Raw genomic sequence first — 26129 nt, 5'->3', positions numbered from 1 at the left:
TCTCACTTTTATAGTGCAGTAATGACTTCTTCCAATTTCATACCGCGTGAGGCTTTGACAAGCACAACATCGTCAGGCCCTGCCACTTCAGCTAGTTTTTTCTTCAGGTCCTCTTTGTCCATAAAGGAGAAGACGTGCTCAGCCCCGAATGATTTTTTCGCTCCTTCAGCAATGAATGCACCTAGACGGCCATACGTCATGACATGATCAATAAATTCTGGCTTGATGTAACGGCCTAATTCATAATGATACGTTTCTTCTTCGCTGCCCATTTCGAGCATATCTCCAAGTACAAGAATACGATTGGCGAAGCCGTCCATATCTCCCACAAGATCAATGGCTGCTTTCATAGAAGTAGGACTTGCATTATATGCATCATTGATGACAGTGATTCCTTTGTCTGTTTTAATCAGCTCAAGACGCATCCCCGTCAACTTCGTTTGCATCAGTCCTTGGGCAATTTGTCTTTCATTCAGCCCAAAATGCTGGCCTATAGCAATAGCAGCAAGTGCATTCTTCACATTATGTTTCCCTAATACAGGAATGAGAAAACCTTGGGCATACCCTTCGACCTGAAATTCTGTTCCTTCTGCAAGCTGGTTGATGTGCGTTACCTTGATATCACAGTCCTCTGCTTCTCCAAAGGTTTTCACACGCTGAGAAAGTGAACTTGCTCTTTCGCGAAGCAAAGGCTCATCACCTAAGTAATAAAAGATGCCGTCTTCTTTTAATCCTTTTACGATCTCACATTTTGCATCAGCAATGGCTTCTCTTGATCCTAAATCTTGCATATGTGATTCCCCGATATTTGTGATGACTGCCGCATCAGGCTCAGCCAGATCTGATAAAAATTCGATTTCGCCTTTTGCACTCATGCCCATCTCCAAAACCGCAATATCGGTTCCTTCTGGCATTGCAAGAATGGTGAGCGGAAGACCGATATGATTATTAAAGTTACCGTTTGTTTTATGAACTCGATACGCTGTTTGCAAGACGGAATGAATCATATCTTTCGTTGTGGTTTTCCCATTACTTCCTGTAATACCGACAACACGAGGGTTTTCTTCTTTTAAGTATGATTTCGCCAGCTGTTGAAGGGCAGCTAGTGTATCCTCTACAAGAATTACCGGAACGCCTTCTGGCGGATTGGCTTCTTTTTGATTCCAAAGAACAGCTGATGCTCCAAGCTCCACTGCTTTCGAAGCAAATGTGTGACCGTTAAAATGTTCTCCGATAAGCGGGATAAACAGGGCGCCGTTTGATACTTTTCGTGTATCTGTTGTCACTCCGTGAATCTGTTCTTCGCCAAAAGCTTGATTAGATAGGGTTCCACCAGCCATTTGGGCGATTTGTTTCACTGTACGTTTGATCATGATTTTTCGCCTCTCTTTCTCATTTCACGTTTGAAGGAAAAGAGACACTACCTAAGGATAGTGTCTGCTTGCTGCTCACATTAAAAAGTTGTTTTAATGGTTTGTTTTTCTTGATGGCGTTCAATTGCAAGTGACACCAGCTTTTCAATTAACTCTGGATACTCTACACCAGTGTGCTTCCAAAGTAATGGGAACATACTAAATGGTGTGAATCCAGGCATTGTATTCACTTCATTGATCAACACTTCACCTTTTTCTGTAAGGAAGAAGTCTGCACGTACGAGACCAGATCCATCGAGGGCTTTAAATGCCTTAATTGCCATGTCATGAATCGTCTTATATTCATCCTCTGACACACTCGCCGGAATGATCAAATCTGTATCGCCGTCTTCATATTTTGCTTTGTAATCATAAAAATCTGTTTTAGGCGCAATCTCACCAACGACAGAGCATTTCGGCTCATCATTGCCTAATACACCAATCTCGATTTCTCTTCCAACGACGCCTTCTTCTACGACCACACGACGATCATATTGGAAAGCGAGGTCAAATGCAGTCTGCAGTTCTTCTTTGCTGCGGCATTTGCTAATTCCAACACTTGATCCCATGTTGGCAGGTTTCACAAAGCATGGATAGCCCAGTACTTTTTCCACCTGTTCTAAGCTGTCTGGTGTCGCTTTCTCGTAGTCTTTTTTATTGAAAGAAAGGTGCTTTGCTTGTGCAAGTCCTGCTTGTGCAAAAACATCTTTCATCATGACTTTATCCATACCCGCGGCAGACGCGAGAACGCCGTTGCCGACATACGGGATATTTAACAGTTCAAGTAATCCTTGCATTGTGCCATCTTCTCCATTTGGTCCGTGCAGCAACGGGAAGACAACATCAATTTTCTCATCAGCCGATGCAGGCTGTGGAAACATGCTTTCATTTAAAGAAGTTGGTAAAAACGTCTTTGCGTTCTGTTCAAATTGAAGCATTTTGACGTTTGATACTGGTTCAGTGAGTTTTTCTCCTCTTAACCATTCACCCTCTTCTGTAATATAAATTGGATGTATATCGAACTTCTCAGTGTTAAGTGCTTTTGTAACTGCAAGGGCTGTTTGCAGTGATACATTATGTTCGGCTGACTTTCCGCCGTAAATCAATCCTAAACTTATTTTCAATGGATACTCCCCCCACTAAAATTCATCTTTACTATCTTATCACTTTCAAGCAAAAATGCTCTAATTAATTTTTGTTGTTACGTAATTGAAATGATTTGTAAAGGTTGTAAGCGCCTCCCGAGCATTTGTATGTCATTCGCCTTTATTTTATATTAAAATGACAATGAAAAGGAGTTGTGACAAATTGAAAAAAATCACAAGTACTGAACAATTCAATGAAATGATTCAATCAGACAAAGAAGTCATCGTTAAATTCTTTGCAACATGGTGTCCTGACTGTACAAGAATGGACATGTTCATTCCAGACATCCTAGAAGCTTATGCTCACCATGAATGGTTTGAAATAAATAAAGATGATTTCCCTGAATTAGCTGAAACGTATCAGGTAATGGGCATTCCAAGCCTGTTAATTTTCAAAAATGGTGAAAAAACAGGTCATTTACACAGTGCAAATGCAAAATCGCCTGAAGAAGTGACAGAATTTCTTCAAGAGCACGTTTCTTAATTGATGAAACGAAGGACATCAGCAAACTCTTGCTGATGTCTTTTTTCTTTTTAAATCTCTTCATAAGACGAGCTGCACAGCCAAAACGTTTCAAATTGATGTTTCACTTACGACAAGTCACGACAACATTATTTCCTGGGAAAGAATGCAGCGTCGAACCAGCTTGGAATATGTCGGTTACGTGAATTTTCTGAATTGAATCTTTACTTCTGACATTTGTCTTTGTATAATGGAATTGCTAATTGAAAATGATTATCAATTTCATCTATGTGAAATCCTATAGACGTCCATTCTTATTAAGGAGCGATGAGTCACATGTCTAAGAAGAAAATTAAAACCTACCAGCAATTGATTGAAGAGAACAAAAAGGCCATCATGCGCGATCCTCAAATGATGGAAAGTATTTACGAAACCATCGACAAAAAACACCAGAAGCAGCTTGCAGCTGCTGGGCGTGAATCATAACTATGAGAGGAGCAGTCATCACTGACTGCTCTTTTGTCTGCTTCAACAAAATAAAAAAGCCGATAAAATCTGTTATTCGATTTTATCGGCTTTTGTTTTAATGTGATTTCGCTACACGGTCCTGCTTCATACCTAAATAAATGAGCATATATGTGAGATAACCCATTGTCATCGTTAAACCACCGAAGAAAAATTGAGAAAAGACTGGTTCCTCAAATGTCGTGACGGCAGCAAGAACGATCCAGCTCGCATATAAATAGACCATGAACCATTTCATATTTCTTTTAAGTGTATACAGAAAGAAAAGACCCGCTAACGAAAAAATCCCCAGCGCTAGTCTGAAATAAACAAGATGATCAAATTGGAAGGCAAAAGACACAAACGAAAACGACAGCAGCAGCAAAATTGGTAAAGCCGTAATGAAATTTTTCACGATAGTGCCACCTCCATGACTCTTTCTTATTATAAGACAAAATCAGCAGGTTATCGTGAAATACAGACTCGTTTTCACAAAGATGTCACGAATTTTTCTTGTTATTTGACACAATTTTTACACATTTACATCACGTTTCCAAAAAAGAATCCAAGCCGATCCAATAAAGAAAACAAAATGCGCCCCTACTATAAATAGAGAAAACAAAATGCTCATCCCATGAAAAGGCGGCGGTGCTTGAAAGCTGTACTGAGTAAAGTCCGTATTCGCGAAAAGGAGGATTTTCCCCCACTGATTTTCTAAGAGAGACATGATCGGCACAAGTGATTTCGCCGCATATAAAACAAAAAACGAGGTCACAAGGGCAACAAGACTGTTTCTAAACAAACTGGAACACATAAAAGCAAAGCTTGCCATCATGATCACTTCCACCCACTGAGATCCAATGACGGCAAACGTATGCTGAAATAATTGCCCTGTTCTTTCATCAAAATCAGTACCGAAGAAAATAAGACCAAATAGAAAAGCCAAAACATAATAAAAAACAAACAAATAAATGACTGTCAGCACAAGTGTGATGTATTTTGACAGAAAAATGTGCAGTCTTGTTTTTGGCCGGATCAATAGAAACTTGATCGTCCTTTTCTGAAACTCTGTTGAGATCAAGGTCGCGCCAATAACAACAGCAAGCACCTGCAAAATAAACACGACGTTCGTGGAATAAGCAAAATAGTTCGCGACTGTGTCTTGTCCACCAAAGCTTGATATGACTCGTTTTAAGGTTAGAGCCATGGCCAGTTGAAATACAACGATCAATAAAAGAGCAATGAGTGTGATCTTTTTCTTCATGATTTTCTTATGCTCATTCTTGATGAGGTTAAGCATCTGTCGTCCCGCCTTCCGTCCATTTCATAAATGCCTCTTCAATTGACTGCTTTTGAGGCATCAATTCAAGTACATCAAACCCCGCCAGCACAAGCTGTTTGTTCAGCTCTGGCACACGTTCTTTGTTCAGTTGAAGCAGTACACGCGCTCCATTTCGTTCATATGTATAGTCGTGTGCGTCAAGCCATGAGACGGCCTTTTCTACTGGCTGAACATTCATCAGCACCTGCTCTTTCCCCTCCATATCCCGGAGATGAGTACTAGCTTTGATCTGTCCCTTTTGAATGATAATCATGCGGTCACATAGCTCCTCTACCTCATGCAATAAATGCGTCGCAAATAACACCGAGGTTCCTTCTTCCTTTACAAGCATTTGTAAGTGCTCCCGGAATTCCTTCATTCCTGCAGGGTCCAGTCCATTTGTCGGTTCGTCTAAAATGAGCAGGCTCGGCCGATGCAAAATAGCTTGTGCAATCCCAAGCCTTTGTTTCATCCCTAGTGAATACGTCTTGACCTTCTGATGAATGGCATCCTCCAGACGAACTCTTTCCACCACTTCCTGAATGCGTTCCTCCGTCACGCCATCGTGCATCGCTGCATACATTTCAAGGTTTTCAAAGCCTGTTAAATACGAATAAAATTCTGGGTTTTCTATGATCGCACCAACAGATGACATCGCTTTAAGAAAATCGTCATCTTGTGAATATCCATTGATCATGATGTTGCCATTGTTTTTTTTCATCAAGCCAACGATCAATCGAATCAAAGTTGTTTTTCCAGACCCATTGGGACCAAGTAATCCGACAATTTCTCCTTGCCCAATGTCTATAGAAATATCCTGCAAGATCATTTTCCGGCCAATTAGTTTATCGACTTTCTCTACTTTTAAAACAGCAGACTGCAAAGTGGTTCCTCCTTCTGATGTAAAGCCTGTGGCGGCAGTTATGACCGCTCATCCTGTAAAAAGTATATCACGCGAGACAAATCAATCCATGAAAAAAAGGACTGATCCAGTCAGCCCTTCTTGCTTATTACAGTGATAAGTTAGGTGTCGGCGCTTCTTTTTCGTGCTTCTTTTCAGTTTCAGAAACAATCACCGCACATGCTGCGTCACCTGTAATATTAACTACGGTTCTTGCCATATCTAATAAGCGGTCTATGCCAAGGATCAGCGCTATTCCCTCAACAGGAAGATTCACGGAATTTAACACCATGGCCAGCATGATGAGCCCTACCCCTGGGACACCTGCTGTACCGATACTTGCTAAAACAGCTGTTAAGACAACCGTCAGCATTTGAACAAGCGTCAGTTCAACCCCATACACTTGAGCGATAAAAATGGTCGCAACACCTTGCATAATGGCTGTGCCATCCATATTAATGGTTGCACCCAGCGGCTGCACAAAGCTTGAAATCGGCTCTGGCACCTTTAAACGCTTTTGCGCTGTTTCCATTGATACCGGCAGCACTGCGTTACTGCTTGATGTACTAAATGCAACAACCATCGCTGGGGAAAATCCCTTAAAGAATGCCATTGGATTTCGTTTAGCTAAGATAGCAATGGTTGATCCATATGTCAGGAAGAAATGCAGGATAAGCGCAATTAACACGACCGAGAAGTAAAGTCCCATCGCTTTCATGGCATCCAGCCCCTGACTGCCGATTGCCGTTGCAATCAAACCGAATGTCCCGTACGGTGCAAATTTCATCACAACACCGACAAGATACATCATTAATTCATTTCCTTGTTCAAACAGTTTCAGCAAGCCTTCCGTTTTTTTACCAAGCATGGCTATGCCAAGACCTAAAAATACACAGAAGACGATAATTTGAAGCATGTCTCCTTCAACTAACGATTGGACTGGATTGGTTGGAATGATGTTGAGTAGTGTGTCTGCCATTGATGGGGCTTCCTCTGCGGAATAATCAGCCGCTTTTGTATCAAAATTGCCGAAGGCTCCCGGCTTGATCAATAAGGCTAATGAGATGCCAATGATGATGGCAAAAGTTGTAGTGAGCAGGAAATAAGTAATGGTTTTTGCGCCGATTCTGCCTAGCTTCTTCGGATCACCAAGGCCTGCTACACCGAGCGTGATCGAAAAGAATACAATGGGCACAACCAGCATTTTAATCAGGTTTAAGAAGATTTGACCTAGAGGTGTAAATAAATAAGGGTCTAACACTTTGAATACATCTGGAGCAAAAAGGTTGAGCAGCAATCCTGTGATTGCACCTACAAACAAGGCAATAATAATTTTCGTCGCCAGCTTCAATAAAATCTCCCCTTCCTCGTCAAAAAGCCCACGAGAGAGTCTTCTCGTGGGCCTGCGTGTCCATACATGTACCACTGTCTACTCTCTTCACGCTGATGAGGTTAGCTGACGGGTTAGGACGAAGAGATGTCCTTTTTTCTCAGATAAGAAAAATTCACCCCAAAAACATGGGTCCCCCATTCCTTTAGAAGGATTAAGCGTGTGGTAATATGATATTTTCATACCATTTATACCTTATTTTTAGAAAATTGTAAACAGGTTCATATGAACTTTTTAATTACTTTCTTCCCTATTTGTCACTTCAAGGATATCTAAAATAAACACAAAGATTGGGATACCGATAATAAGTCCCCAAATGCCAATATAGTGTTCAGAGAAGATCAGCACAATAAACGTGAAGAAAATAGGGAGCTCTGTTTTAGCTGACATGAGCTTCGGATTTAAGAAGTATGCCTCAATGGCATGGATAATGACAATCACCAGCACAATATACAGGACATACATTCCGCCTCCGAGTGTATACGCAATGATGCTGAGTGGAATAAGAGAGATCACTACACCCGCTACTGGGATTAAGCCTAGCAAAAAAACCATGACCGCTAATCCAAATAACTGCGGGAAACCCATAATGCCTAACGCGATGGTCGTTAGCACACAATTAACGGTTGCAATAATAAACTGAGCTTCAAGTACTTTTCCAAACGTTCGGGAAAATTTACGTCCAAAGAAGGCAATTTCATGATAGAACACGGAGATTTTACTCGTTTTGAACTTGTTCATGAATTGAATGAGGCGTTCTTTTTCGAACAGGAAGAACATGCTTAATATTAAGGACATAATGACCTGGATACTGAATGTGCTGAAATCGGTTATGTATGTATAGAGGAAATTAAACCCTTTCTCAAAGAAAGCTGATATTTTGAAATCTCCGAATACGTTCGTGATGACGTCAAAGAAGGGTAAATCTTGTGGATGATCTGCAATTTTCTTTCCTAAATGAAATAGCTGCTCTACCTGTTTGGCGATGATTGGCACAAAAACGAATCCGCCAAATGTCAATCCGCCAGCCAGAAGAATATACAAAATGGTAATGACCGATTTCTGTCCTATTTTCAGGAAGCGATTTAAAAAGCCTCTAATGACCTCTTCCAACCGATTCATCAAAAAGGTGAAAATGAAGGTCAAAAGAATTAAATTCATCATTCCTCTTAATAGATATAATGCTGTGGCTAATACTACAAATACTGAAAACCGCTTAACACCGGGTTTTTCGAACAATTTTAAAAATGCCGTCATTACGTTACACACCTGCCAGGACTAAAGTCTATTTTTCATCGTATCTGATATACATTATATCGGATCTTTCTGTAAATTATATAATAAAAGGTCAAAGAGGTCTTACGATTTGTATTAATTTTATTGTTTTTTCTTTTTTACACAAAAAAACCGAACCCATGTAGAACATAAGGTTTCGGTTTTTGGTTGTTTTTATACTAAACAGCCTGCTTCATATTCCGCATTTCCTGAAGTGCTGTTTTGCTCTTCGCTTCGTCAAATTCACCTTCACTCTTCGCGACAACAATTGTTGCGATTCCATTTCCAATGAGGTTTGTAATCGCTCTTCCTTCACTCATGAAGCGGTCAACCCCAAGGAGCAGTGCTAGACCCTCTAACGGAATGACCTGTAGTGCCGCAAGAGTAGATGCAAGCACGATAAATCCGCTTCCTGTCACCCCAGCAGCTCCCTTTGATGTAAGCATCAGAACAAGGATAATAGTGATCTGCTGACCGATCGACAGGTCTACACCAAACACTTGCGCCAAGAAGACGACGGCCATTGATAAATAGATTGAAGTTCCGTCTAGGTTAAAGGAATAACCTGTTGGAATGACAAGACCGACAACAGACTTAGAGCACCCGTAGCGTTCCATTTTATCCATCATTCTTGGCAGCACGGATTCTGAAGAACTTGTGCCAAGTACAATTAAAATTTCATCCTTGATAAACCGCAGATAACCGAGCAGGCTGAAGCCATACATTTTACAAATGATGTTCAGTACAACGAAAATGAACAAGAACATGGTCATATAAACGGAGAGCATCAGACTCGCCAGCGGTTTAATCGATGCCAAACCAAAGTGTCCGATCGTATAAGCCATTGCCCCAAACGCACCGAGCGGCGCAGCACGCATGATATATCCAATGATTTTAAAGAAAACAAGTGACAGCTTATCAAGCCATTCGATGATGCCTTTCCCCTTCTCGCCAAGAGCAGCGAGCGCAACACCGAATAAAATAGAGAAGAATAAGACCTGTAAAATATCACCCTTTGCGAAAGCATCAACCATGTTAGATGGCACGATGTGTGTAACAAATTCCATCCAGTCGATACCCTGTCCGCCATTTTGGGTATATTGTGAGACATCCCCTTTTTCAAGCTTGCTATAGTCAAGACCTGCACCTGGCTTCATGATATTCACAACAAAAAGACCGATGACCAGAGCAAGTGTCGTGACGACTTCAAAATAAATAAATGCTTTTCCCCCAACTTTTCCAACCTTTTTCATATCCCCCATCTTGGCAATACCAAGAACAATGGTTAAGAAAATAATTGGTGCTATGACCATTTTAACGGCATTGATAAAGGTGTCACCAAGCGGCTTCATTTCTTTTCCGACGTTTGGCCAAACCATCCCGACAATGATCCCGATGATGACAGCTGCAATCACCTGAAATGTCAGGTTCTTCAAAAGCCTTTTCATAAAAAATCAACTCCCTCACCCTTTGATGTAAACGCTTAACTGTTATCTGTAGATAAATGATAGCGATTTCATCAAAGGCTGTGAAGCTTATGGACATATCGTACATTTTGGTCTTTTTGGTCTCTTAGTCAGAATGTACGATATATTTATTCACAGGCCGTCCAATCCCCCCATATTGCATATCTAATTTCAGCTCGCCTTCTTTGACGAGGAAGTCTAAATACCGGCGTGCCGTGACACGGGCTATGCCAAGTGCATTAGCAACTTCCTCTGCAGACTGGGCGCCTTCCTGCAAGCCCATATAAGCTTTAATTTCGTTCATCGTATGCACATTCAGCCCTTTAGGAAGCCAAGTATCTTCCTGCTTAACAGCAGGCTTTCGTATGATATCATCGAGCATCTCCTGAGAAAATTCTGCTGCGGTTTGGATTTTTGATTTAAACGCCTTATAGCTTTCAAGTGATTCTTTCATTCGTTCAAATTTGAATGGTTTAATAATATAATCCCGCGCACCATTTTGAAGCATGATGCCGATGGTCTCTTTGTCCTTCGCTGCTGAAATGACAATCACATCCACTTTCATCTTCTGTTTTCTGATGTCTTGCAGCGTTTTGACGCCATCCTTTTTTGGCATATATACATCAAGTACCACGAGGTCTGGACGAATCTCTTTGATCAGCTGGATGCCCTGCTCCCCATTTCCAGCGACAGCTGCTACTTGAAAGCCAGGAACACTCATAATGAACTCTTTATTCACTTCTTGCACCATCGGGTCATCTTCAATTAACAGCACCTTAATCTGAGTCATCTGTCTCTCTCCTCTATGGTCATTGGGAATTCGATTGAGAAGGTGGTACCAATGCCGATGCTTGATGTGACCTCTACACTTCCCATCCCTTTGTCGATAATCGTTTTTACAATATACAGGCCATAGCCTGTTCCGCCCTCTTTGCCATGTGTGAAGCCTTTATCGAAAATAGAAGGAATCATTTCTTCTTCGATCCCGGAGCCATTGTCTTCAATTAAAATCGCGAGGACATCCTCCGTTTGATCGATACTAATGGAAATGACTTTTGTGTCTCTTTCTACAGTATCATACGAAGCAAAGGCGTTCTCAATGAGATTTCCGAGCAGCTTCGTCATATCATGCTGATCAAGCCGTTCAGGGAAATCACGCAGACAGCTATGTTCATCTACTTCGACCATGATGCCAAGCTCCTTGCCCCTTCTGATTTTGCTCATCAATAACCCTGAGACAGCATCATGCTCTATGACGCGGTGAAGAAAGTCCGTCACATGTTCCTGCTCCTCTGTCGTTTGAAAGGCCAGATCGAGCGCCTGATCGGCTTTACCCAGCTGAATCAGACCGGCAATCGTATGAAGCTTATTCATATGCTCATGGTTTTGCACCCGCAAACCGTCCACAAAGTTCTTAACCCCTGTGAGCTCCTCCGCCAATTTTGCCGCTTCCGTCCGGTCCTGAAAAATGGCAACTGCTCCGATGATCTTCTTTTTCATCACAATCGGAATCCGGCTGCTCATGATCCGCTTTCCGCTCATATGAATTTCTTCATTGTAGACGGGTTCTGCGCGATCGATAATTTCAGGAAGTCTTGTATCAGACAGCACATCCCAAATATTCCGGCCCACGACATCACCCGTCACGCCAAAAATCTGCTTCGCCTTCTCATTAAAAATGGTAATCATGTGCTGATTATCAATGGCGATAACCCCTTCATTAATAGAGTGAAAGGTTGCAGTGCGTTCCTCTAGCATTCTCACAATCTCATGCGGCTCCAGCTTAAACATTTGCTGTTTAATATGACGGGCGAGCAAAAATGAACCCACAAGCCCAAAGCTGAGCGTCAAGAGGAGGATCATGAGGATATCGCGCTTCATTTCTCCTAATATATCTGCCATACTTGGCAGAGTTCTTCCTACAAGCACAACCCCTGTTTGATTAAATTGATCATCCTTGACTGGATAAAAAGCTCTGATGGCTGTTCCAAGCTCTCCCTCTGCTTCTGAGAAATAAATATGCTCTGCAAAAGCCGGCTCTTCATCAGTTCCTTCTGAGCGCTGGCCAATCCTCGTTTTCACTGGATGCGTTAATCTCACATGATCCATATCCATCACGACAATGTAGTCAGCGTCTTGAATAATCCGAATCTCTTCGATCGCATGCTGTAATCGATCACGTTCCTTTGTCTGATCAGCTAACGCCTGCTTCACCTCATTCATTTCAGCCACAGTTCTCGCCGTGTTCATGAGTCTTTTTCGAAGCTCCCGTTCCTCTGTTTGCTGAATTCCCCCAACAAGGACAATTCCTCCGATTAAAAGGGCGAAAATGACAACGAAATATGTGAGGATGGTAAGCTTCCATCTAATAGATAATTGTTGTAATTTCAATCGATTTCTCATCATTTTTTCACCTGTATCTTTACGAATTCTTCCTCTGTCAAGTATGCTTGACATAAGGGGGATCTGACGCATGAAGAATTTACTCGCTTATACACTTTTGCTCATGATCGGTTTTGTAACCGCTTTATACTTTGGTTTTTATCATATGATGCCAAAATCAGCGACAACCTTTGATGATGAACAGACAGGACTGAAGGACCAGCTTGTGTTCAAATTCAGCCATGTCGTGGCAGACAATACACCTAAAGGACTTGCCGCAAAGAAATTTGCTGAGCTCGTGCACGAAAAATCCGATGGAAAGATCAGCATTCAAATTTTCTCCAACGGAAGCCTTTATTCTGATATTGAAGAAATTAATGCACTCAAAGAGAATCAAGTTCAATTTATCGCTCCGTCTACCTCGAAGCTCGGCATGCTGTCTCCTGAGTGGCTGGCACTTGATCTTCCCTTTGCTTTTTCAAATTACAGCGCGGTTCAAGAAGGCCTGCACGGTGCAATTGGACAAAGGTTGTTTGGCACGCTGCAAAAAGATGGATTAAAGGGAATGGCTTATTGGACAAATGGCTTTAAGCAAATTACCTCTAATAAAGGGCCCATCAAACAGCCGGCTGATTTAAAAAACCAGTCTCTCCGCATTATGCAAAGCGACATGATTGAAAAACAATTCAAACTCCTTGGCGCAAAGCCCTATCAGGAATCATTTAATTCAACGTTTCAGCTATTAGAAACCAAAAAAGTAGACGGTGAAGAAAATACCATTTCAAATATTTATTCAAAAAAATTCTATCATATACAAGACTATATGACGATCAGCAATCACGGGTATTTAGGCTATGTGGTCTTAACAGATCAATCCTTCTTTGACCGCCAGACACCCGAAACGAAACGAATTTTACTTGAAGCCATGGAAGAAACAACGGCTTGGAATGAAAAGCATGCAGAACAGATGAACAAAGATCAGCTGGAGGACATTAAACGTGAATCGCCGATTGCCATTCATGAATTGACGCCAGCAGAAAGACAAAAATGGATGAAAGCCCTTGATCCTTTGTATGATGAAGCCGAAAAAACGATCGGCTCCACCCTCATCAAACAGATCCGCGAACTGCGTGCACGTTATGAACACTCACCTATTCATGCTTTTCAGGAAGAGGATGAGAGCAAATAAAAAATCCCTTTGATAAGGGATTTTTTTATGCGCCGGACTCACTCTGTTCTTGCTGCGTGAGCTCTTCTAATCTTGTTAAAATTCTTCGTTTTCGGTATTGCATCATGCCTGTTTCGGCAATTCCTTTTAATTGTGAGCGGTTCGAAACGGCACCAAACAAAATCCCAGCAATGGGCACAAGCTGAAACAGTTTCTTCCAGCCAAACGAATCCCGGTAATTATAGACGACCTCACGCCACCCTTGAATTTGAGAAATCATGTTTTCATGCTTCCCTTCGGATGCATGATAGCTTTTCAGCTCTTTTAGAATCGATTTCTTTCCAACGACATCAGCAGAGTTCAGCTGCAAGCATTTAATGATGAAGACCCGCTCCTCTTTGTTTTTAGGATCATAGCCATAGGTGACGGCAATATCCTGCAATGTTTTCAGAGAGAGGCCCAGTACCGCAGGAATATCAGCAGCTAGCGTAAACATTCCGCCGACACCAGTTGTCGCCCCTTGTACCGTCGCGAGATTCGTTCTGTTTTTCCCCATATGTTCACTAATGGCATCCATCAATTCGATTGGGGCCTTTCCAATATCCTCTATACGCTGGATGGATTCGCCCTCACACTTCTTTTGAAATTGATGAATGATGCCTTTTTCCGACGTCAAATAGGCACCGCCAGACTGAATGTAATGACCCATTTCATCTAGTAGCACACCGATTTTTTTCTGAATAAAAGCAGGCGTCAGCTTGTCCAGCATTTGAAATGGAAGGCGGCTGAGTTTCTCCCAAAACCATACCTTTTGCTGGTCTTTCTCCCATTTTTCAATCTCCTTTAATTGTGCTTTTAGCCACTCTCTTTCCTCCATGCATATGCCTCCTTAGATGTCGCTGAAGTATTTGTCTGTTATTATACACAATCCTTGTCCATCATACGTATAGAACATTGAAGCGGTTCCGAAAGGTTTTAATCTTTTTCAAAACGGTTATTGCTTAATAAACAAACAAAAGAGGAGTGGTCAACATGTTAGGATTTCTAATTTCATTAGTTGTGGCGATTGTCATCGGTCTCATTGGGAGTGCACTCGCTGGGGGCAGTGTACCAGGAGGATGGATCGGTTCAATGATTGCCGGGTTTGTAGGCGCTTGGATTGGTCATGGATTACTTGGAACGTGGGGTCCTAGTCTGGCAGGCTTTGCGATCATTCCAGCAATCTTAGGAGCAGCGATCTTTGTCATTATTTTAAGCCTGATCTTCCGCAGTGTGGGATCAAGGGTATCTTAAAAAACAAATAACAGAGGAAGCAGTAGGGACACCGTCTAAAAGGCGGTGTTTTTTATGTTGCTCGTTGACAAGGTATCTATTTTTTTCACTTACATATGATAAACAAACCTATTAGTTCAGATAGTTGACTTTTCATGAATATGGGCATATGATGATTAAAAATTGCATCAAGGAAACTTTTTGTGCCCAAGCAAAACTTTGTAGAATCTAGGTGATGACATATGACAAACAAATACATCGAGGCACAGGCACACATGTCAGCGGCAGCTGAGCGTGCACTTGAAGGTAAGGTCAAAGGATTTAGAAGGCTTCTTCCTTTTCTAGGCCCTGCTTTTATCGCTGCCATTGCTTATATTGACCCAGGAAATTTTGCCACCAACATTGCGGCTGGCTCTAAATATGGATATCTCCTTTTATGGGTCATTCTCATATCAAATCTCATGGCTTTGCTCATCCAATCCTTGTCCGCAAAGCTTGGAATAGCGACAGGTAAAAACTTACCTGAAATCGCACGTGAAGAGTTTCCAAAACCCGTCTCCATCGGTTTATGGATTCAGGGCGAACTCGTCATTATTGCCACAGATTTAGCCGAGTTTATCGGGGCTGCACTTGGTTTATACTTGCTTTTTCGGATCCCGCTGCTTGAAGCATCCATTATTGCAGCTATCGGATCATTTGCGATTTTAGAATTGCAAAGACGGGGATATCGCGCATTAGAAGCCGGCATCACCGGCATGCTGTTCGTTGTCGTGATCGCTTTTGCTGTGCAAACCTTTGTCGCCAAGCCTGATATGGCAAGTGTCGCAGGCGGGCTTTTCATTCCAAAATTTGATGGCGCAGATAGTGTACTGCTTGCAGCTGGAATTTTAGGTGCCACTGTGATGCCGCACGCGATCTATTTACATTCAGCATTAACCCAAAGGAGAGTCGTCGGCAGAACGGAAAAGGAGAAAAAACAGATTTTCCGCTTTGAGTTTTTAGATATCCTTATTGCGATGCTAGTCGCTGGAGCCATCAATGCCAGTATGTTGATTGTGGCAGCCGCTTTATTTTATAAAAATGGTCTCTTTGTTGAAGATCTGGATGTTGCGTTCCAGCATTTTAGCACACTCGCAGGTCCTGTATCAGCTATCTTATTTGGTGTAGGACTGCTTGTAGCCGGACTATCAAGCTCTTCTGTCGGTACATTGTCAGGCGATATCATTATGCAGGGTTTTATTCAATACCGGATTCCGCTGTATGTCCGCCGGCTGATTACTATGATTCCCCCTATTGTGATCATTGCATCTGGGGTGAATCCGACATCTGCACTTGTGATGAGCCAGGTGGTCTTATCCTTTGGTATTGCCTTTGCTTTAATTCCGCTCATCTTATTTACAAGTAAAAAACGAATTATGGGCGAATTAACGAATGCCCGCTGGGTAACAGGAATATCTTGGGTGATAGCAGCTCTTGTTGTCGCACTCAATCTCTTTTTAATTGTGGATACGTTTATGTAAAAGACAGTAGTGATGCTGTCTTTTTCTTTTCATATGGTTATGGTAAAATTCCCCTGAGAGGATGTGGGCACATGTTTTTTTATCAGGATCAAGAGATAGCTATGCGGCTGCTTGAGCCAAGAGACGCAAGAAGTCTATATTTGCTCATCCAGCGGTCAAGAGAGCATTTACGTGAATGGATGCTTTGGGTGGATTCAACGAAAACAGAGGAAGACAGCATGGCGTTCATTCAAGGCGCAATGCAGCAAGCCTTGCAGAACAACGGTTTTCAAGCGGGCATCTGGTCACATGGAGAGCTTGTCGGGATCATCGGCACCCACCAAATTCATTGGATCGACAGGACTGTTTCAATTGGCTATTGGCTCGGAGAAGGCTATCAAGGAAAAGGCATCATGACAAGAGCGTGCAAAGCAGTCATTCATTATTTATTTGAAGATTGTGGACTGCACCGCATTGAAATCAGGGCTGCTGTCGATAACCTGAAGAGCAGACGCATCGCAGAGCGTTTATCCTTTTCGCTTGAAGGCATTTTGAGACAATGTGAATGGCTGGGCGACCGCTTTACGGATCATTGTGTATACGCCCTTTTACAACCTGAATATATGAAAGAAAAAACGCATTCTATGAATCAGCCCACGTAATTGTGTCGATTGCATGAATTATTTTACAAAGTGAAGCTTTGTAGTATCGGTTGCGATCAGCATCTGATAAAATAGAAGGAAAAATCGAGGTATGAAGTATGTCTCTTATTATTTTATTTTACTTATGGATTGTCCCTTTATTATTTGGCATTTTCTTCTCATTCTTAACAAAGAAAGCCACCTACAAACGCCGCTTTGTCCCATCATATAGCATGGCAGGACTCAGCATCGTTTTTCTCATTCTGGCACTTGTCTTTTCAGCCAGCCATTTTCTATTCATTTGCGGTATGTTCCTATTTGCCACAACCCTTGTCGGCACAGGCATTCCTTTATTTTTAGCCTTTACAAAAACACCATCATAAACAAAAACCACCTTTTCGCAATGGAAAGGTGGTTTCTTTTTTATTGATTTGGCATTCTGTAAGTCACAGTGGCATCTTGATTGGCTTCAATCGTTTTCACAATGTCTTGAAGGACCTCTGCTGCACGATCGTTTGAGTCATACTTACCGAGCGTCTTCACCCAAGTATCGCTTCCTGCGATCATCCCTTCAATCTTTTTGCCGGCTACAGTGACTTCGTGGACATGAACGAAACTTTGCTGGTTTTGTGTGAAAATCCATAGCATGGTTTTAGCTCCTTTTTATTAGTTTATTTTAACATATTAATTTCTGACTGGAATGAAATGGCTTGTGCAGGTAAAAATCAAGGTGACTGTTTCATTCAGGTTTGTTGTATTTTTTAGCATCTTTTTAATTTACCGTCTATCATAATCGTAATTCCTTCTACGAGTTCACCAGTATTTTCATTTTCAAACTTCTCAGACAGGATGCTTATTTTATGGTCACTCATTGTTTTCTCCTCAATTGCTTTCTAACAAATCTACTTTATTTTTTATCATACCAATCTCTTTACCAGCAATGAATGAAAGAAAACGATGGACCATTAGTCCATCGTTCTATTAAACTCTCTAGTTATAAAATCAATTCCTTTTCATCTTCTAAAAACTCTTCTACAAGTTCTTTAATTGTATTTTGTGAATCGTGAGGGTAATAAAATGCGTCTGAAACTTTTCTAAAAAAATCATACATATTTTCGGGCGTATGAAAGATTGAAAAAATATTTTCAATTTCTTCAAATATGTTTTCATCAGTTGAATTAGTATAAACCTCTTTCATAGTGCTATATAGCCACTTATGATACTCTCTCTTCATGTCTTCCGATGATTTGTCAGAGACTATGCTCTCAAGTATATGATCTACTTTAACTTCTTCTTGTTCCCAAGCTAATTCAAGGATTAATTCATTGTTAACATTAGGGTTGTTTTCTAGATATTTAACAGCATAGTTTGTTACTTCTATTGCCGAAATTAAATTAAACTGTCTACCAACAAACAGTGTAGACCAGTTACAATCAAAACCATTTTTCGTGATTATATCCGTTTTATACAATTTTCTATTTCCCCCATTGATTTATTTTTCCTGTCACTTTGCCACCAGGTATAAAAGTTCTATGGGTTACTGTATTCGTTGTTGGATCTACCACCCATTCAAACACGCCATTCCTTATTTCTTTCGACTGTAACATTTCAGGGGCGTTGTTCTTTACTTTTACATATTTGGTTTCGTACTTAACCACCGAGCCCTCTATTTGATACAACGAATCCATATGGCCTTTTCTATTTGGTAAATCAAATCTCTTAGAATGAACTGCGTAGTTGTCAATTATATCATTAAAGCTATGATAAAAATCATCTTTTAATGCACTACCTACTCGTGGATTATCTAAAACTGGATGCTTAAGTTCTCTCGTACTCTTAATGCCCATCTTCCCATGAAACCCTTTAGCCCCAAACGGCAAAAGCATCCCCAGAGCCGCGTTCATACTCGCTTCCTGCTGTTCTTTCGAGATCTTATTTCCAAACATGTCTCGGCCTGTGATCGCTTCGCTGAAACCGTTGGTGGCGGTGAGACCATATAAGCCTTTTTGCGATGTTTTTAAGGCGTCAAAGGATTTTTGTGATGTCTTGTAAATATCGACCGCCCTGACTGCGGCTGATGTGGCTTGGGTCGTTTTATAGACAGCTTTTCCGCCTTTGAAAATACGGCCTGCCCAGCCGACGATTGGGATGTAGCCTGCGGCTGCCATGCCGCCTGCCGCGACTCGCTGGCCTGCGGTGAGTTCCTCGCCCGTGATTGGATCAACGCCTGTTGCTGCACGTTTTGCATCGTTCACACCTGTCAGTTCATTGACAATATTTCCACTGTAATCGAGGGCTTTTTCATACCAAGGGCGGTTGGCGAGTGCTTCTTGTTCCTTTGCGATCTTGCGGGCTTCTTCTTGTTCTTTTTTGATTTTCAGATATTCAGCAGTTTGCTTCTCAATATCGCTCTTTGCCTTGTAGATGTCGCTATTTTGATACGCTTTCTTGTCAAAATTCATAGGCGAAATCGCTTTTCCGTCATTTGTCGCATTGATCATTTCAGCGTACAATGCCATTGTAGCTTGCTGTTCCGTCTCTGACAAAGCATATTCATCTTTTAAATTTTGATCAAGCTCTCTCAGTTCTTTGACCGTCTTTTTTCGTTCATCTTCCGCATCTTCTATTTTTTCATCAAAGGTTTGGCTATCAAATACCTCTAGGGAAATGAGGTCATCAATGTCTTGAAAAATCGTTTTGAGTGCCTTTTTTTGATCCTTTACAATGCTTTTGGCGTTTTTGATGCCCATATGTACTGCGTTGTCTAAAAAGTGTTCCTCTATAAAGGTATCGCCGCCAAAGCTCGTATCATCCAGTGTCCCAGAAACACCTTCATGAAAGGCTTTTTGTTTATCAATGAAGCTGATAAACATGTCTACATTTCCAGCGAGCTCTTTATAGAAACTTTTAATATTATCGGCACCTTTCCCAGTGAAGTCATCTCCGAGGTTGGCAACACCTTGTAATGCCTTTTTTAAATCTAACATTTGTTCGCGGAGTTCTTGATAGTGTTTTGCCCTTGTGTCCATGGCACTTGTTAGTGCTTTTGCATCAAGTATCTTGCCCAGAAGAAGTCACTCCCCCCATTATTGATCATAAAGTCTATTTTACCTTTCTCAGCGAATTGGAAAAATAGGCTTTAAGTTACAAAAATAATTTCCATATATTTTTAGAGGAAATAAAACAAGTGATAATTGAAATGTTTTTTCCTTTCATTAAAAAAAGTCAGTCCTCTTTTGAGAGGACCGACTACATTTTGTTTAGAAAAAGCGTTTTAAACTTTTCTTGAGTGGAGGGATATCCAGCTCGCCTTTTTCGAAGAATTTTTTCAGTAAGTATTTACTAAAACCAGCTGCTTGTGTGTACGTAATTTTCCCAGGTAACGGCGGTTCATTGGTGACAGCAACATCAATAATGACGGGTTTATCTGATTGAAGGGCTGCACTAAAAGCTGGAGCTAGTTCTTCATGTGATGACACGGAGATTCCTTTGCCGCCGCATGCTTCTGCGAACTTAGCAAAATCAATATCTTCCAGCTCTATACCATAATTGATGTTTCCTTTTACCTGTTGTTCATATTCGATCATTCCAAGGTTGTTGTTGTTTAAGATCACAACAACGATCGGCAGTTTATATTTTACCGCTGTCACAAAGTCTTGCATGACCATTGTGAAGCCACCATCGCCGCAGACAGCAACCGCTTGACGATTCGGTTCATTTAACTTAGCAGAGATCGCTCCAGGCAAACCACAGCCCATTGTGGCAAGCCAGCTGGAGATGATGAAATCCTGCTGTTTCATTTCAAAATGGCGTGCCATCCATACGGTCACATTCCCTACATCAACAGAAAGAATGGCGTCGTCTTCAACTGCTTCTTCTAGTCTAGCAATGACTTGCTGCGGTTTAAGCGGTGATGTGGCAACGGATTTTTCCTTATCCATTTCTTCCCGCCATTTCATCATATGCTCTGTACAAGCTTCAAGGAAACCACGCTGCTCTTTATATTCAATGTAGGAGGTCAGTTCCTGCAAACCACTCTTGCTGTCACTCACGATTCCTACGTCTACTGGATATCTTTTACCGATTTGATCTGGTTTAATATCCAGTTGAATGGCAGGTGTGTCCTCTGGTAAGTAGTCTCTATATGGAAAAGAAGTTCCAAGCATAATTAAGAGGTCACACTCTTCCATTGCTTCATAAGCTGGCTTCGTTCCAATTTGACCTAGGTTTCCTAAAAAGTATGGATGCCTGTCTGGCACAACCCCTTTTGCAGGAAGTGTGATGACGATAGGTGCAGCAGCCTTTTCTGCAAATGAAAGAAGCTCTTCTTTTGCATTTCGTAATCCTTTACCTGCTAAGATGACCGGCTTCTTCGCATTGTTAATTAGCTGTGCTGCCTTTAGCAGTTGATCTTTCTTTGGCCGTACCTCTCCCTCAACATAAAGAGGAGATGTATAAACTGGCTTACGCTTAATTTTTTGAGAAAATAAGTCATCTGATACGGTGAGAACAGCCACCCCTTTATGGGTATAAGCTGCTTTAATGGCTTGATTCAATAAATCAGGCAGAGCTTCTGCTGTTTGTACCTGCTGATTAAAGACAGCGACGTCGTCAAACATCCGCTCTAATTTGATTTCTTGGAATGTGTCTCTTCCTACTTCATTCGACGCAACCTGCCCTGCAATTGCTAAAACGGGTGCGCCATCTGCTTTTGCATCGTATAGTCCATTTAATAAGTGGACAGCACCCGGTCCAGCGATGGATAAGCAGACACCGAGCTTACCTGTTAGTTTGGCATCAGCCGCCGCTGAGAGTGCCGCCACTTCTTCATGTCTCGTTTGTATAAATTGTATTTGGCTTGATTCATGCCTAAGCTCTTCAATCAATTCGTTTATGCTGTCGCCGGGCATTCCATAAATATGTTTTACGCCCCACTCTTCCAGTAGCGCTGTTACTTCTTTTCCTGCGGTTCTTTGCGGCATGTGAGAAAACTCCTTTTTTCTTACTCCATACCACCGCACCCTTTTGATCAAACGTTTCAACTTGCTGCTACTTTTTAAAATGATATGGAAGGGTGGCGACCACAATATCCCGTTTCCATAATAGACGGAACCTTAATAAAAAGGCAGATTGGTTATGCAAGATCGTATGCCATCTTTTTTTCGGGATAAATTGAGGCACGAGCACCATCACTTTATATTGATGCGCATTTGCTTTTGCCTCAACCGTTTCAAGAAATTTATCAAGCGGATGAATAAGACTTCGATAAGACGAATGCAATATCACAAGCCGCACACCGCTGTTCAGTTTTTCCCAATCCGCTTCAATTTTCTTATCTTTTTCTTTATCAAATGATACATGAACTGCTATGACTTGATCTGATAAGGATTTTGCATATTGAACAGATTGCTCGACGACACGTGTTACACCGGCAATTGGCACGATGACCACATTTCCTTTAATCTCAACAGGCTCTGTTTCATTCATTAAACGCAGTTGTTCTCCAACAGACAGATAATGTTTTTTAATGGAATGAAAGATCAATAGCACAATAGGCATGAAAACAAATACTGGCCATACAAGATGGAACTTGGTCAAAATGAGAATCATGAGAACGGTGAAAGAAATCAGTGCTCCGACTATATTGATAGGCATTTTCGTTTTCCAGCCCTGCGGTTTTTCACGAATCCACTTCACACACATACCGGTCTGTGACAACGTAAATGGAATAAATACACCGACAGCATATAGCGGAATGAGGTGTTCCGTTTTCCCATCAAACAACCAAATGAGCAGCATAGAAGCTACACCTAAAAAGATAATGCCATTAGAATAACCGAGTCGATCCCCTCTTACAGTAAACATGCGCGGCATATATTTATCCTTTGCTAAGTTGACCGCCAATAAAGGAAAGGCGGAAAAGCCTGTGTTTGCCGCTAATATCAAGATTAAAGCTGTGACAGCTTGAATGACATAATAGAAAAATGTACGTCCAAATGTATCTGATGCAATTTGTGATACAACCGTTTCTTCTGGCTTTGGTGAGATGCCAAAACCAAACGCAAGCAATGTCACACCCACAAATAAAACAGCTAGTAATCCACCCATCATCAATAATATTCTCGCTGCATTTTGTGCAGCTGGTTTTTTAAAGGATGGAATGGTATTTGAAATGGCTTCTACCCCAGTCAGTGCTGAACAGCCAGATGAAAATGCTTTTAATAAAAGAAACAATGTAATGCCAGGTACATGCGTGCCTATCGCTGTATGCTCAGGCGCTGGAGGAACGCCTCCTGTTAATAATTTAAAACCGCCGACTCCAATTAATATAAGGAGTGATATGACAAACAAGTACACGGGATAAGCCAAAATAGATGCCGATTCTGTCAATCCACGAAGGTTAAGCACCATGATCAAAATGACCAATACAATTGAAATCAGCACATGATATGGATATAGTGCCGGAAAAGCCGATGTGACGGCATCGGTACCCGCTGATATGCTCACTGCTACAGTCAAAATATAATCTACAAGCAATGATCCGCCTGCGACCAGTCCTGGTTTTTCACCTAAGTTTCTGCTAGAGACGACATAGGCTCCGCCGCCTTCTGGATAAGCATAAATAATCTGGCGGTAAGATAGAATTAACGCCATTAAAAGAATTAATACACAACCTGCAATCGGGAGTGAGTACCAAAATGCTGCTGCACTAACGACTGAAAGAACTATCAAGATTTGTTCTGTACCGTATGCAACGGATGACAATGCGTCTGATGACAATAATGCCAACGCTTTGATTTTTGATAGTTTTTGTTCTCCTGCTGCCTGTGATTTTAATGGTTTCCCAATTAAAATACGCTTCATCAAACTGTACATGTGATGCCCGCTCCTTTAGTGTCAAACGATTTAAGTTACAAAAGATGGATCGCCAAAAAGACACAGAGGCAATAGAATGCCCCTGCGTCTATTGTTTAGATCACAGGTTGGTCTTTGCTCTCTTTAACGCTTACGAGGTTAGCTGACGGATTCGGGCGCATGAGACTTTGCCCTACCTAAAAAGGATTCACCCCACGTGGTGTCCTGCACCACCAATGGTTCCCCCGCTCATCGAAATGATTCAGCGATTGGTCTTTTATAAAAGAGATCATACTCCCGTTTAACACCAAAGTAAAGACATTTTTTCAAGGTCTTTTGATCGTTTATCAATCAGTCTTTTTGCGGTTTTTTCGCACGAAATAAATAATCATCACGACCACAAAAATAATCAGTGCAGCGATACATGCAAAGTAAATCCAAGAATCATTGATGCCTTGCTTTTCATCTTTTGGGAGATCATTTGTTGTGCTGCTGACCGTTTGATGATTAGAGAACATGTCTTTGTTTTTGCTCTCGATTGCAACTGTTGCCGTTTCCGTATTTGTTTGCAGGAAATGAATCACTTCATGTGAAAGATCAGCGTCAGCTGCATTCATTCCGGAAAAGACGGTCATTGTTTGTTCTTTATTCCATACAGATGGCTGCGTCCATACAATACGAGCAGTCGTTTCATTGATCATGCCAAAGGAGGATACATCATACTGATCCTTTTTTACTGGAACGATGAGATCGTCTGCCTTTTCTTTTAAAAGAGAGAACGTTTGAATGCCCCCGATGAAAATGAGAGAGTGATCTTCCAATTGATCATTTGTCACATTTGAAGCTTTGATCAAATGATATTGGGCAGCTTCCGGCTGACTAAATGATTCTGTCAGCATCGCCATTTGATTGATGGTTTCTTGCTTGATTTGATCTGGCATGATGATCAATGTTTTTCCTTGCTGCGTTTTTGATGTGAAAGGAAGCGGCCATGCGGCTAAATCCGGTGTATCACTAGTCGTACCTTCTGGTATTTGAAGAGAGCTGTTCTTATCAATGTAAATCCAGCCTTCTTCATCCGTATGTCTGCAGGCTTCCATGTTTTTAAAGCCTGTAGTAACAAATTGCAAATCAATATATTCGTTCTTTTGGAGTACTTGTGAATCTACTGGAATTGACACATGATAGAACCCATTCTCATCTTTGTTTCCTAGTTTTGTTAATGGTACGTCGTGCGGTTCGTTATTGATCATGACTGTTAAGCGTTCCGCTTTGTTCGCTGTATCAGATTTTTTAAATGATAGATTTAGTTTAGCTCCTGATTTTTGATGAGCGATCAATGCCTTTGGATAATAGTAATGATCAGATGCCGTCTTTTGGGTTCCGACTGTGACATCATCACCACCAAAATCTTTTAAACGAATTTGATGAGATGGTTTTGATGTTTTAACAGTAACCTTTTGAAGGAGTAAATCTGTCCCAGTGAGCTGACCTGTCAGTTCTGGTTGAGTCAGGACATTGATTTTTTCAGCAATTGTTTTTGGCTGCTTAGCAGTGACAAATAAAATGGGCTGTTCTTTTTTCTTTCCTGTCAAGGTTCTCACCGCTAACGTGAGCTGATCGCTTGCTGTTTTCATTTTCGCAGCTTGCTCGATCGATTTCACTCGTCCATCCCAGTTTCCTTTTGCTCCCACAGCAATGGTTGGATGAGCGATTTGCTTGAGGTCCTTTTCTTGGACGAGTTTGAGGTCTGCTTGGCGGTCTTTGTTTTTCAACGTCCGGTATACTTTCATAGCCGCTTCTAATTCAGCTGCTTCCGGTGAATTTGGTATCACAATATCTGTTTGTTCTTTCTGATCACCTGTTTGAATGAAAAATGAAGGGAAGCTGTCTAACGTCACGTCTTTCGTTTGAGTTCCTTTGAAATCCAGCTCACTTTCAGGATATACTTTCAGCCAATTGGCAGGTGTCTCTTGGTTGATACACACACCTTCTTTTAACACGCCATAAAATGTGAGCTGAATTTGATGAGAACCTTTTTTCAATTGCGCTTTGTTCAATTTGATTTGAATTGATTTCTTTTGATTTTTCCCTGATACGGGAATGGTCTTTTCAATCTCTCCATCAATCATGACTGTGAACGAAGATGGCGAAATAAGTAATGGTGAAGCCTCTATATTTAATGTAAGGGTGCTAGACTCAACTTTTCCTCTCTCTATTTGATAGGAAAATTCAGTGCGGTCTTCTTGTCCATACAAGGTTACTACATCTTCTGATAATGCTTGCGTTTCCGTTTGACTTCCTTTAGATGAGCGAATCCAGTCATCTTTCACTTGTACTCGATTTGATTGCGCCATTGCTTGACCCGCCATGAAAAAAGGCTGAATGGCAAGGGATATCATCAATATAAAAATCATCCATTTTACCGATTTCAA

General features: G+C 41.4%; 24 protein-coding genes and 2 riboswitches. Of the genes, 7 read left to right on the top strand and 17 right to left on the bottom strand.

Annotation, left to right across the window (positions count from 1 at the left end; genetic code table 11):
- Positions 1 to 8 precede the first annotated feature (8 nt).
- Positions 9 to 1373 carry a UDP-N-acetylmuramoyl-tripeptide--D-alanyl-D-alanine ligase gene (gene murF, locus MHB69_RS02495; RefSeq protein ID WP_070326711.1) on the bottom strand — a complete coding sequence of 455 codons (1365 nt, stop codon included), beginning with the start codon at positions 1371 to 1373 and terminating at the stop codon, positions 9 to 11.
- 80 nt (positions 1374 to 1453) lie between these two features.
- Positions 1454 to 2536 (bottom strand): D-alanine--D-alanine ligase, encoded by a 1083-nt coding sequence (locus MHB69_RS02490; RefSeq protein ID WP_041107469.1) that lies wholly within the window; start codon positions 2534 to 2536, stop codon positions 1454 to 1456.
- Positions 2537 to 2720: 184 nt separating this feature from the next.
- Between MHB69_RS02490 and MHB69_RS02485 the strand changes: the two genes are divergently transcribed.
- A complete protein-coding gene (locus MHB69_RS02485; protein ID WP_034283964.1) occupies positions 2721 to 3041 on the top strand; it encodes a thioredoxin family protein in 321 nt (106 codons plus the stop codon).
- Between the two features lie 315 nt (positions 3042 to 3356).
- Positions 3357 to 3506, top strand: a complete 150-nt coding sequence (gene fbpB / locus MHB69_RS02480) for a Fur-regulated basic protein FbpB (RefSeq protein WP_065215285.1) — start codon at positions 3357 to 3359, stop codon at positions 3504 to 3506.
- A 97-nt stretch (positions 3507 to 3603) separates the two neighbouring features.
- On the opposite strand, the gene MHB69_RS02475 is transcribed toward fbpB, so the two are convergent.
- The 8 genes from MHB69_RS02475 to MHB69_RS02440 all read right to left on the bottom strand — a co-directional run bounded on the left by MHB69_RS02475 (position 3604) and on the right by MHB69_RS02440 (position 12268).
- Positions 3604 to 3939 carry a hypothetical protein gene (locus tag MHB69_RS02475; protein ID WP_017366657.1) on the bottom strand — a complete coding sequence of 112 codons (336 nt, stop codon included), beginning with the start codon at positions 3937 to 3939 and terminating at the stop codon, positions 3604 to 3606.
- Positions 3940 to 4056: 117 nt separating this feature from the next.
- On the bottom strand, positions 4057 to 4824 hold the full coding sequence (locus MHB69_RS02470) for an ABC transporter permease (RefSeq protein ID WP_034283983.1): 768 nt from the start codon (positions 4822 to 4824) through the stop codon (positions 4057 to 4059).
- Positions 4817 to 5728 (bottom strand): ABC transporter ATP-binding protein, encoded by a 912-nt coding sequence (locus tag MHB69_RS02465; protein ID WP_034283965.1) that lies wholly within the window; start codon positions 5726 to 5728, stop codon positions 4817 to 4819. The genes MHB69_RS02470 and MHB69_RS02465 overlap by 8 nt, the downstream gene beginning before the upstream one ends.
- 127 nt (positions 5729 to 5855) lie before the next feature.
- A complete protein-coding gene (locus MHB69_RS02460) occupies positions 5856 to 7097 on the bottom strand; it encodes a dicarboxylate/amino acid:cation symporter (protein WP_034283966.1) in 1242 nt (413 codons plus the stop codon).
- Between the two features lie 76 nt (positions 7098 to 7173).
- A riboswitch (cyclic di-AMP (ydaO/yuaA leader) is annotated at positions 7174 to 7307 on the bottom strand.
- 63 nt (positions 7308 to 7370) lie between these two features.
- Positions 7371 to 8393: an AI-2E family transporter gene (locus MHB69_RS02455; RefSeq protein WP_024425375.1), complete on the bottom strand. Its 1023-nt coding sequence runs from the start codon at positions 8391 to 8393 to the stop codon at positions 7371 to 7373.
- Between the two features lie 197 nt (positions 8394 to 8590).
- Complete coding sequence (dctP, locus tag MHB69_RS02450) at positions 8591 to 9859, bottom strand: C4-dicarboxylate transporter DctP (protein WP_041107478.1); 1269 nt, start codon at positions 9857 to 9859, stop codon at positions 8591 to 8593.
- 124 nt (positions 9860 to 9983) lie between these two features.
- Positions 9984 to 10667, bottom strand: a complete 684-nt coding sequence (locus MHB69_RS02445) for a response regulator (protein ID WP_034283970.1) — start codon at positions 10665 to 10667, stop codon at positions 9984 to 9986.
- Positions 10664 to 12268, bottom strand: a complete 1605-nt coding sequence (locus MHB69_RS02440; protein ID WP_169737561.1) for a sensor histidine kinase — start codon at positions 12266 to 12268, stop codon at positions 10664 to 10666. Before MHB69_RS02440 ends, MHB69_RS02445 begins: the two co-directional genes overlap by 4 nt.
- Before the next feature lie 82 nt (positions 12269 to 12350).
- Here MHB69_RS02440 and MHB69_RS02435 point away from each other — a divergent pair, with 82 nt between their 5' ends.
- A complete protein-coding gene (locus tag MHB69_RS02435; RefSeq protein WP_041116739.1) occupies positions 12351 to 13448 on the top strand; it encodes a DctP family TRAP transporter solute-binding subunit in 1098 nt (365 codons plus the stop codon).
- Between the two features lie 25 nt (positions 13449 to 13473).
- Here MHB69_RS02435 and MHB69_RS02430 read toward each other — a convergent pair whose 3' ends face one another.
- Positions 13474 to 14304, bottom strand: a complete 831-nt coding sequence (locus MHB69_RS02430) for an EcsC family protein (protein WP_034283975.1) — start codon at positions 14302 to 14304, stop codon at positions 13474 to 13476.
- A gap of 155 nt (positions 14305 to 14459) precedes the next feature.
- On the opposite strand from MHB69_RS02430, the gene MHB69_RS02425 reads away from it, so the two are divergent.
- The 4 genes from MHB69_RS02425 to MHB69_RS02410 all read left to right on the top strand — a co-directional run bounded on the left by MHB69_RS02425 (position 14460) and on the right by MHB69_RS02410 (position 17222).
- Positions 14460 to 14720 carry a GlsB/YeaQ/YmgE family stress response membrane protein gene (locus tag MHB69_RS02425; RefSeq protein ID WP_024427360.1) on the top strand — a complete coding sequence of 87 codons (261 nt, stop codon included), beginning with the start codon at positions 14460 to 14462 and terminating at the stop codon, positions 14718 to 14720.
- Positions 14721 to 14941: 221 nt separating this feature from the next.
- Positions 14942 to 16219, top strand: coding sequence for an Nramp family divalent metal transporter (locus MHB69_RS02420; RefSeq protein ID WP_034283976.1), 1278 nt, complete (start codon positions 14942 to 14944; stop codon positions 16217 to 16219).
- Positions 16220 to 16290: 71 nt separating this feature from the next.
- On the top strand, positions 16291 to 16860 hold the full coding sequence (locus MHB69_RS02415; RefSeq protein ID WP_034283978.1) for a GNAT family protein: 570 nt from the start codon (positions 16291 to 16293) through the stop codon (positions 16858 to 16860).
- Positions 16861 to 16958: 98 nt separating this feature from the next.
- On the top strand, positions 16959 to 17222 hold the full coding sequence (locus MHB69_RS02410) for a hypothetical protein (RefSeq protein ID WP_008346966.1): 264 nt from the start codon (positions 16959 to 16961) through the stop codon (positions 17220 to 17222).
- Between the two features lie 40 nt (positions 17223 to 17262).
- Here the strand turns inward: MHB69_RS02410 and MHB69_RS02405 are convergent, their stop codons facing one another.
- From MHB69_RS02405 to MHB69_RS02380, 6 genes are all read right to left on the bottom strand, one after another.
- Complete coding sequence (locus tag MHB69_RS02405; protein ID WP_034283982.1) at positions 17263 to 17487, bottom strand: hypothetical protein; 225 nt, start codon at positions 17485 to 17487, stop codon at positions 17263 to 17265.
- 346 nt (positions 17488 to 17833) lie between these two features.
- A complete protein-coding gene (locus tag MHB69_RS02400; protein ID WP_034284336.1) occupies positions 17834 to 18310 on the bottom strand; it encodes a DUF2247 family protein in 477 nt (158 codons plus the stop codon).
- A gap of 4 nt (positions 18311 to 18314) precedes the next feature.
- Positions 18315 to 19907 (bottom strand): T7SS effector LXG polymorphic toxin, encoded by a 1593-nt coding sequence (locus MHB69_RS02395; RefSeq protein ID WP_342496225.1) that lies wholly within the window; start codon positions 19905 to 19907, stop codon positions 18315 to 18317.
- A 192-nt stretch (positions 19908 to 20099) separates the two neighbouring features.
- Positions 20100 to 21821 (bottom strand): pyruvate oxidase, encoded by a 1722-nt coding sequence (locus MHB69_RS02390; protein WP_034283856.1) that lies wholly within the window; start codon positions 21819 to 21821, stop codon positions 20100 to 20102.
- A 67-nt stretch (positions 21822 to 21888) separates the two neighbouring features.
- Positions 21889 to 23715, bottom strand: a complete 1827-nt coding sequence (locus MHB69_RS02385; protein ID WP_342495968.1) for an APC family permease — start codon at positions 23713 to 23715, stop codon at positions 21889 to 21891.
- A gap of 112 nt (positions 23716 to 23827) precedes the next feature.
- Positions 23828 to 23972, bottom strand: a riboswitch (cyclic di-AMP (ydaO/yuaA leader).
- Between the two features lie 69 nt (positions 23973 to 24041).
- Positions 24042 to 26129, bottom strand: a complete 2088-nt coding sequence (locus tag MHB69_RS02380) for a cellulose biosynthesis cyclic di-GMP-binding regulatory protein BcsB (RefSeq protein WP_342495967.1) — start codon at positions 26127 to 26129, stop codon at positions 24042 to 24044.

The sequence above is a fragment of the Bacillus sp. FSL K6-0994 genome, from assembly GCF_038630815.1.
GTDB lineage: Bacteria > Bacillota > Bacilli > Bacillales > Bacillaceae > Bacillus > Bacillus safensis.
The sequence above is the reverse complement of the archived record's forward strand: the minus strand, read 5'-3'. Positions and strand labels throughout refer to the sequence as shown.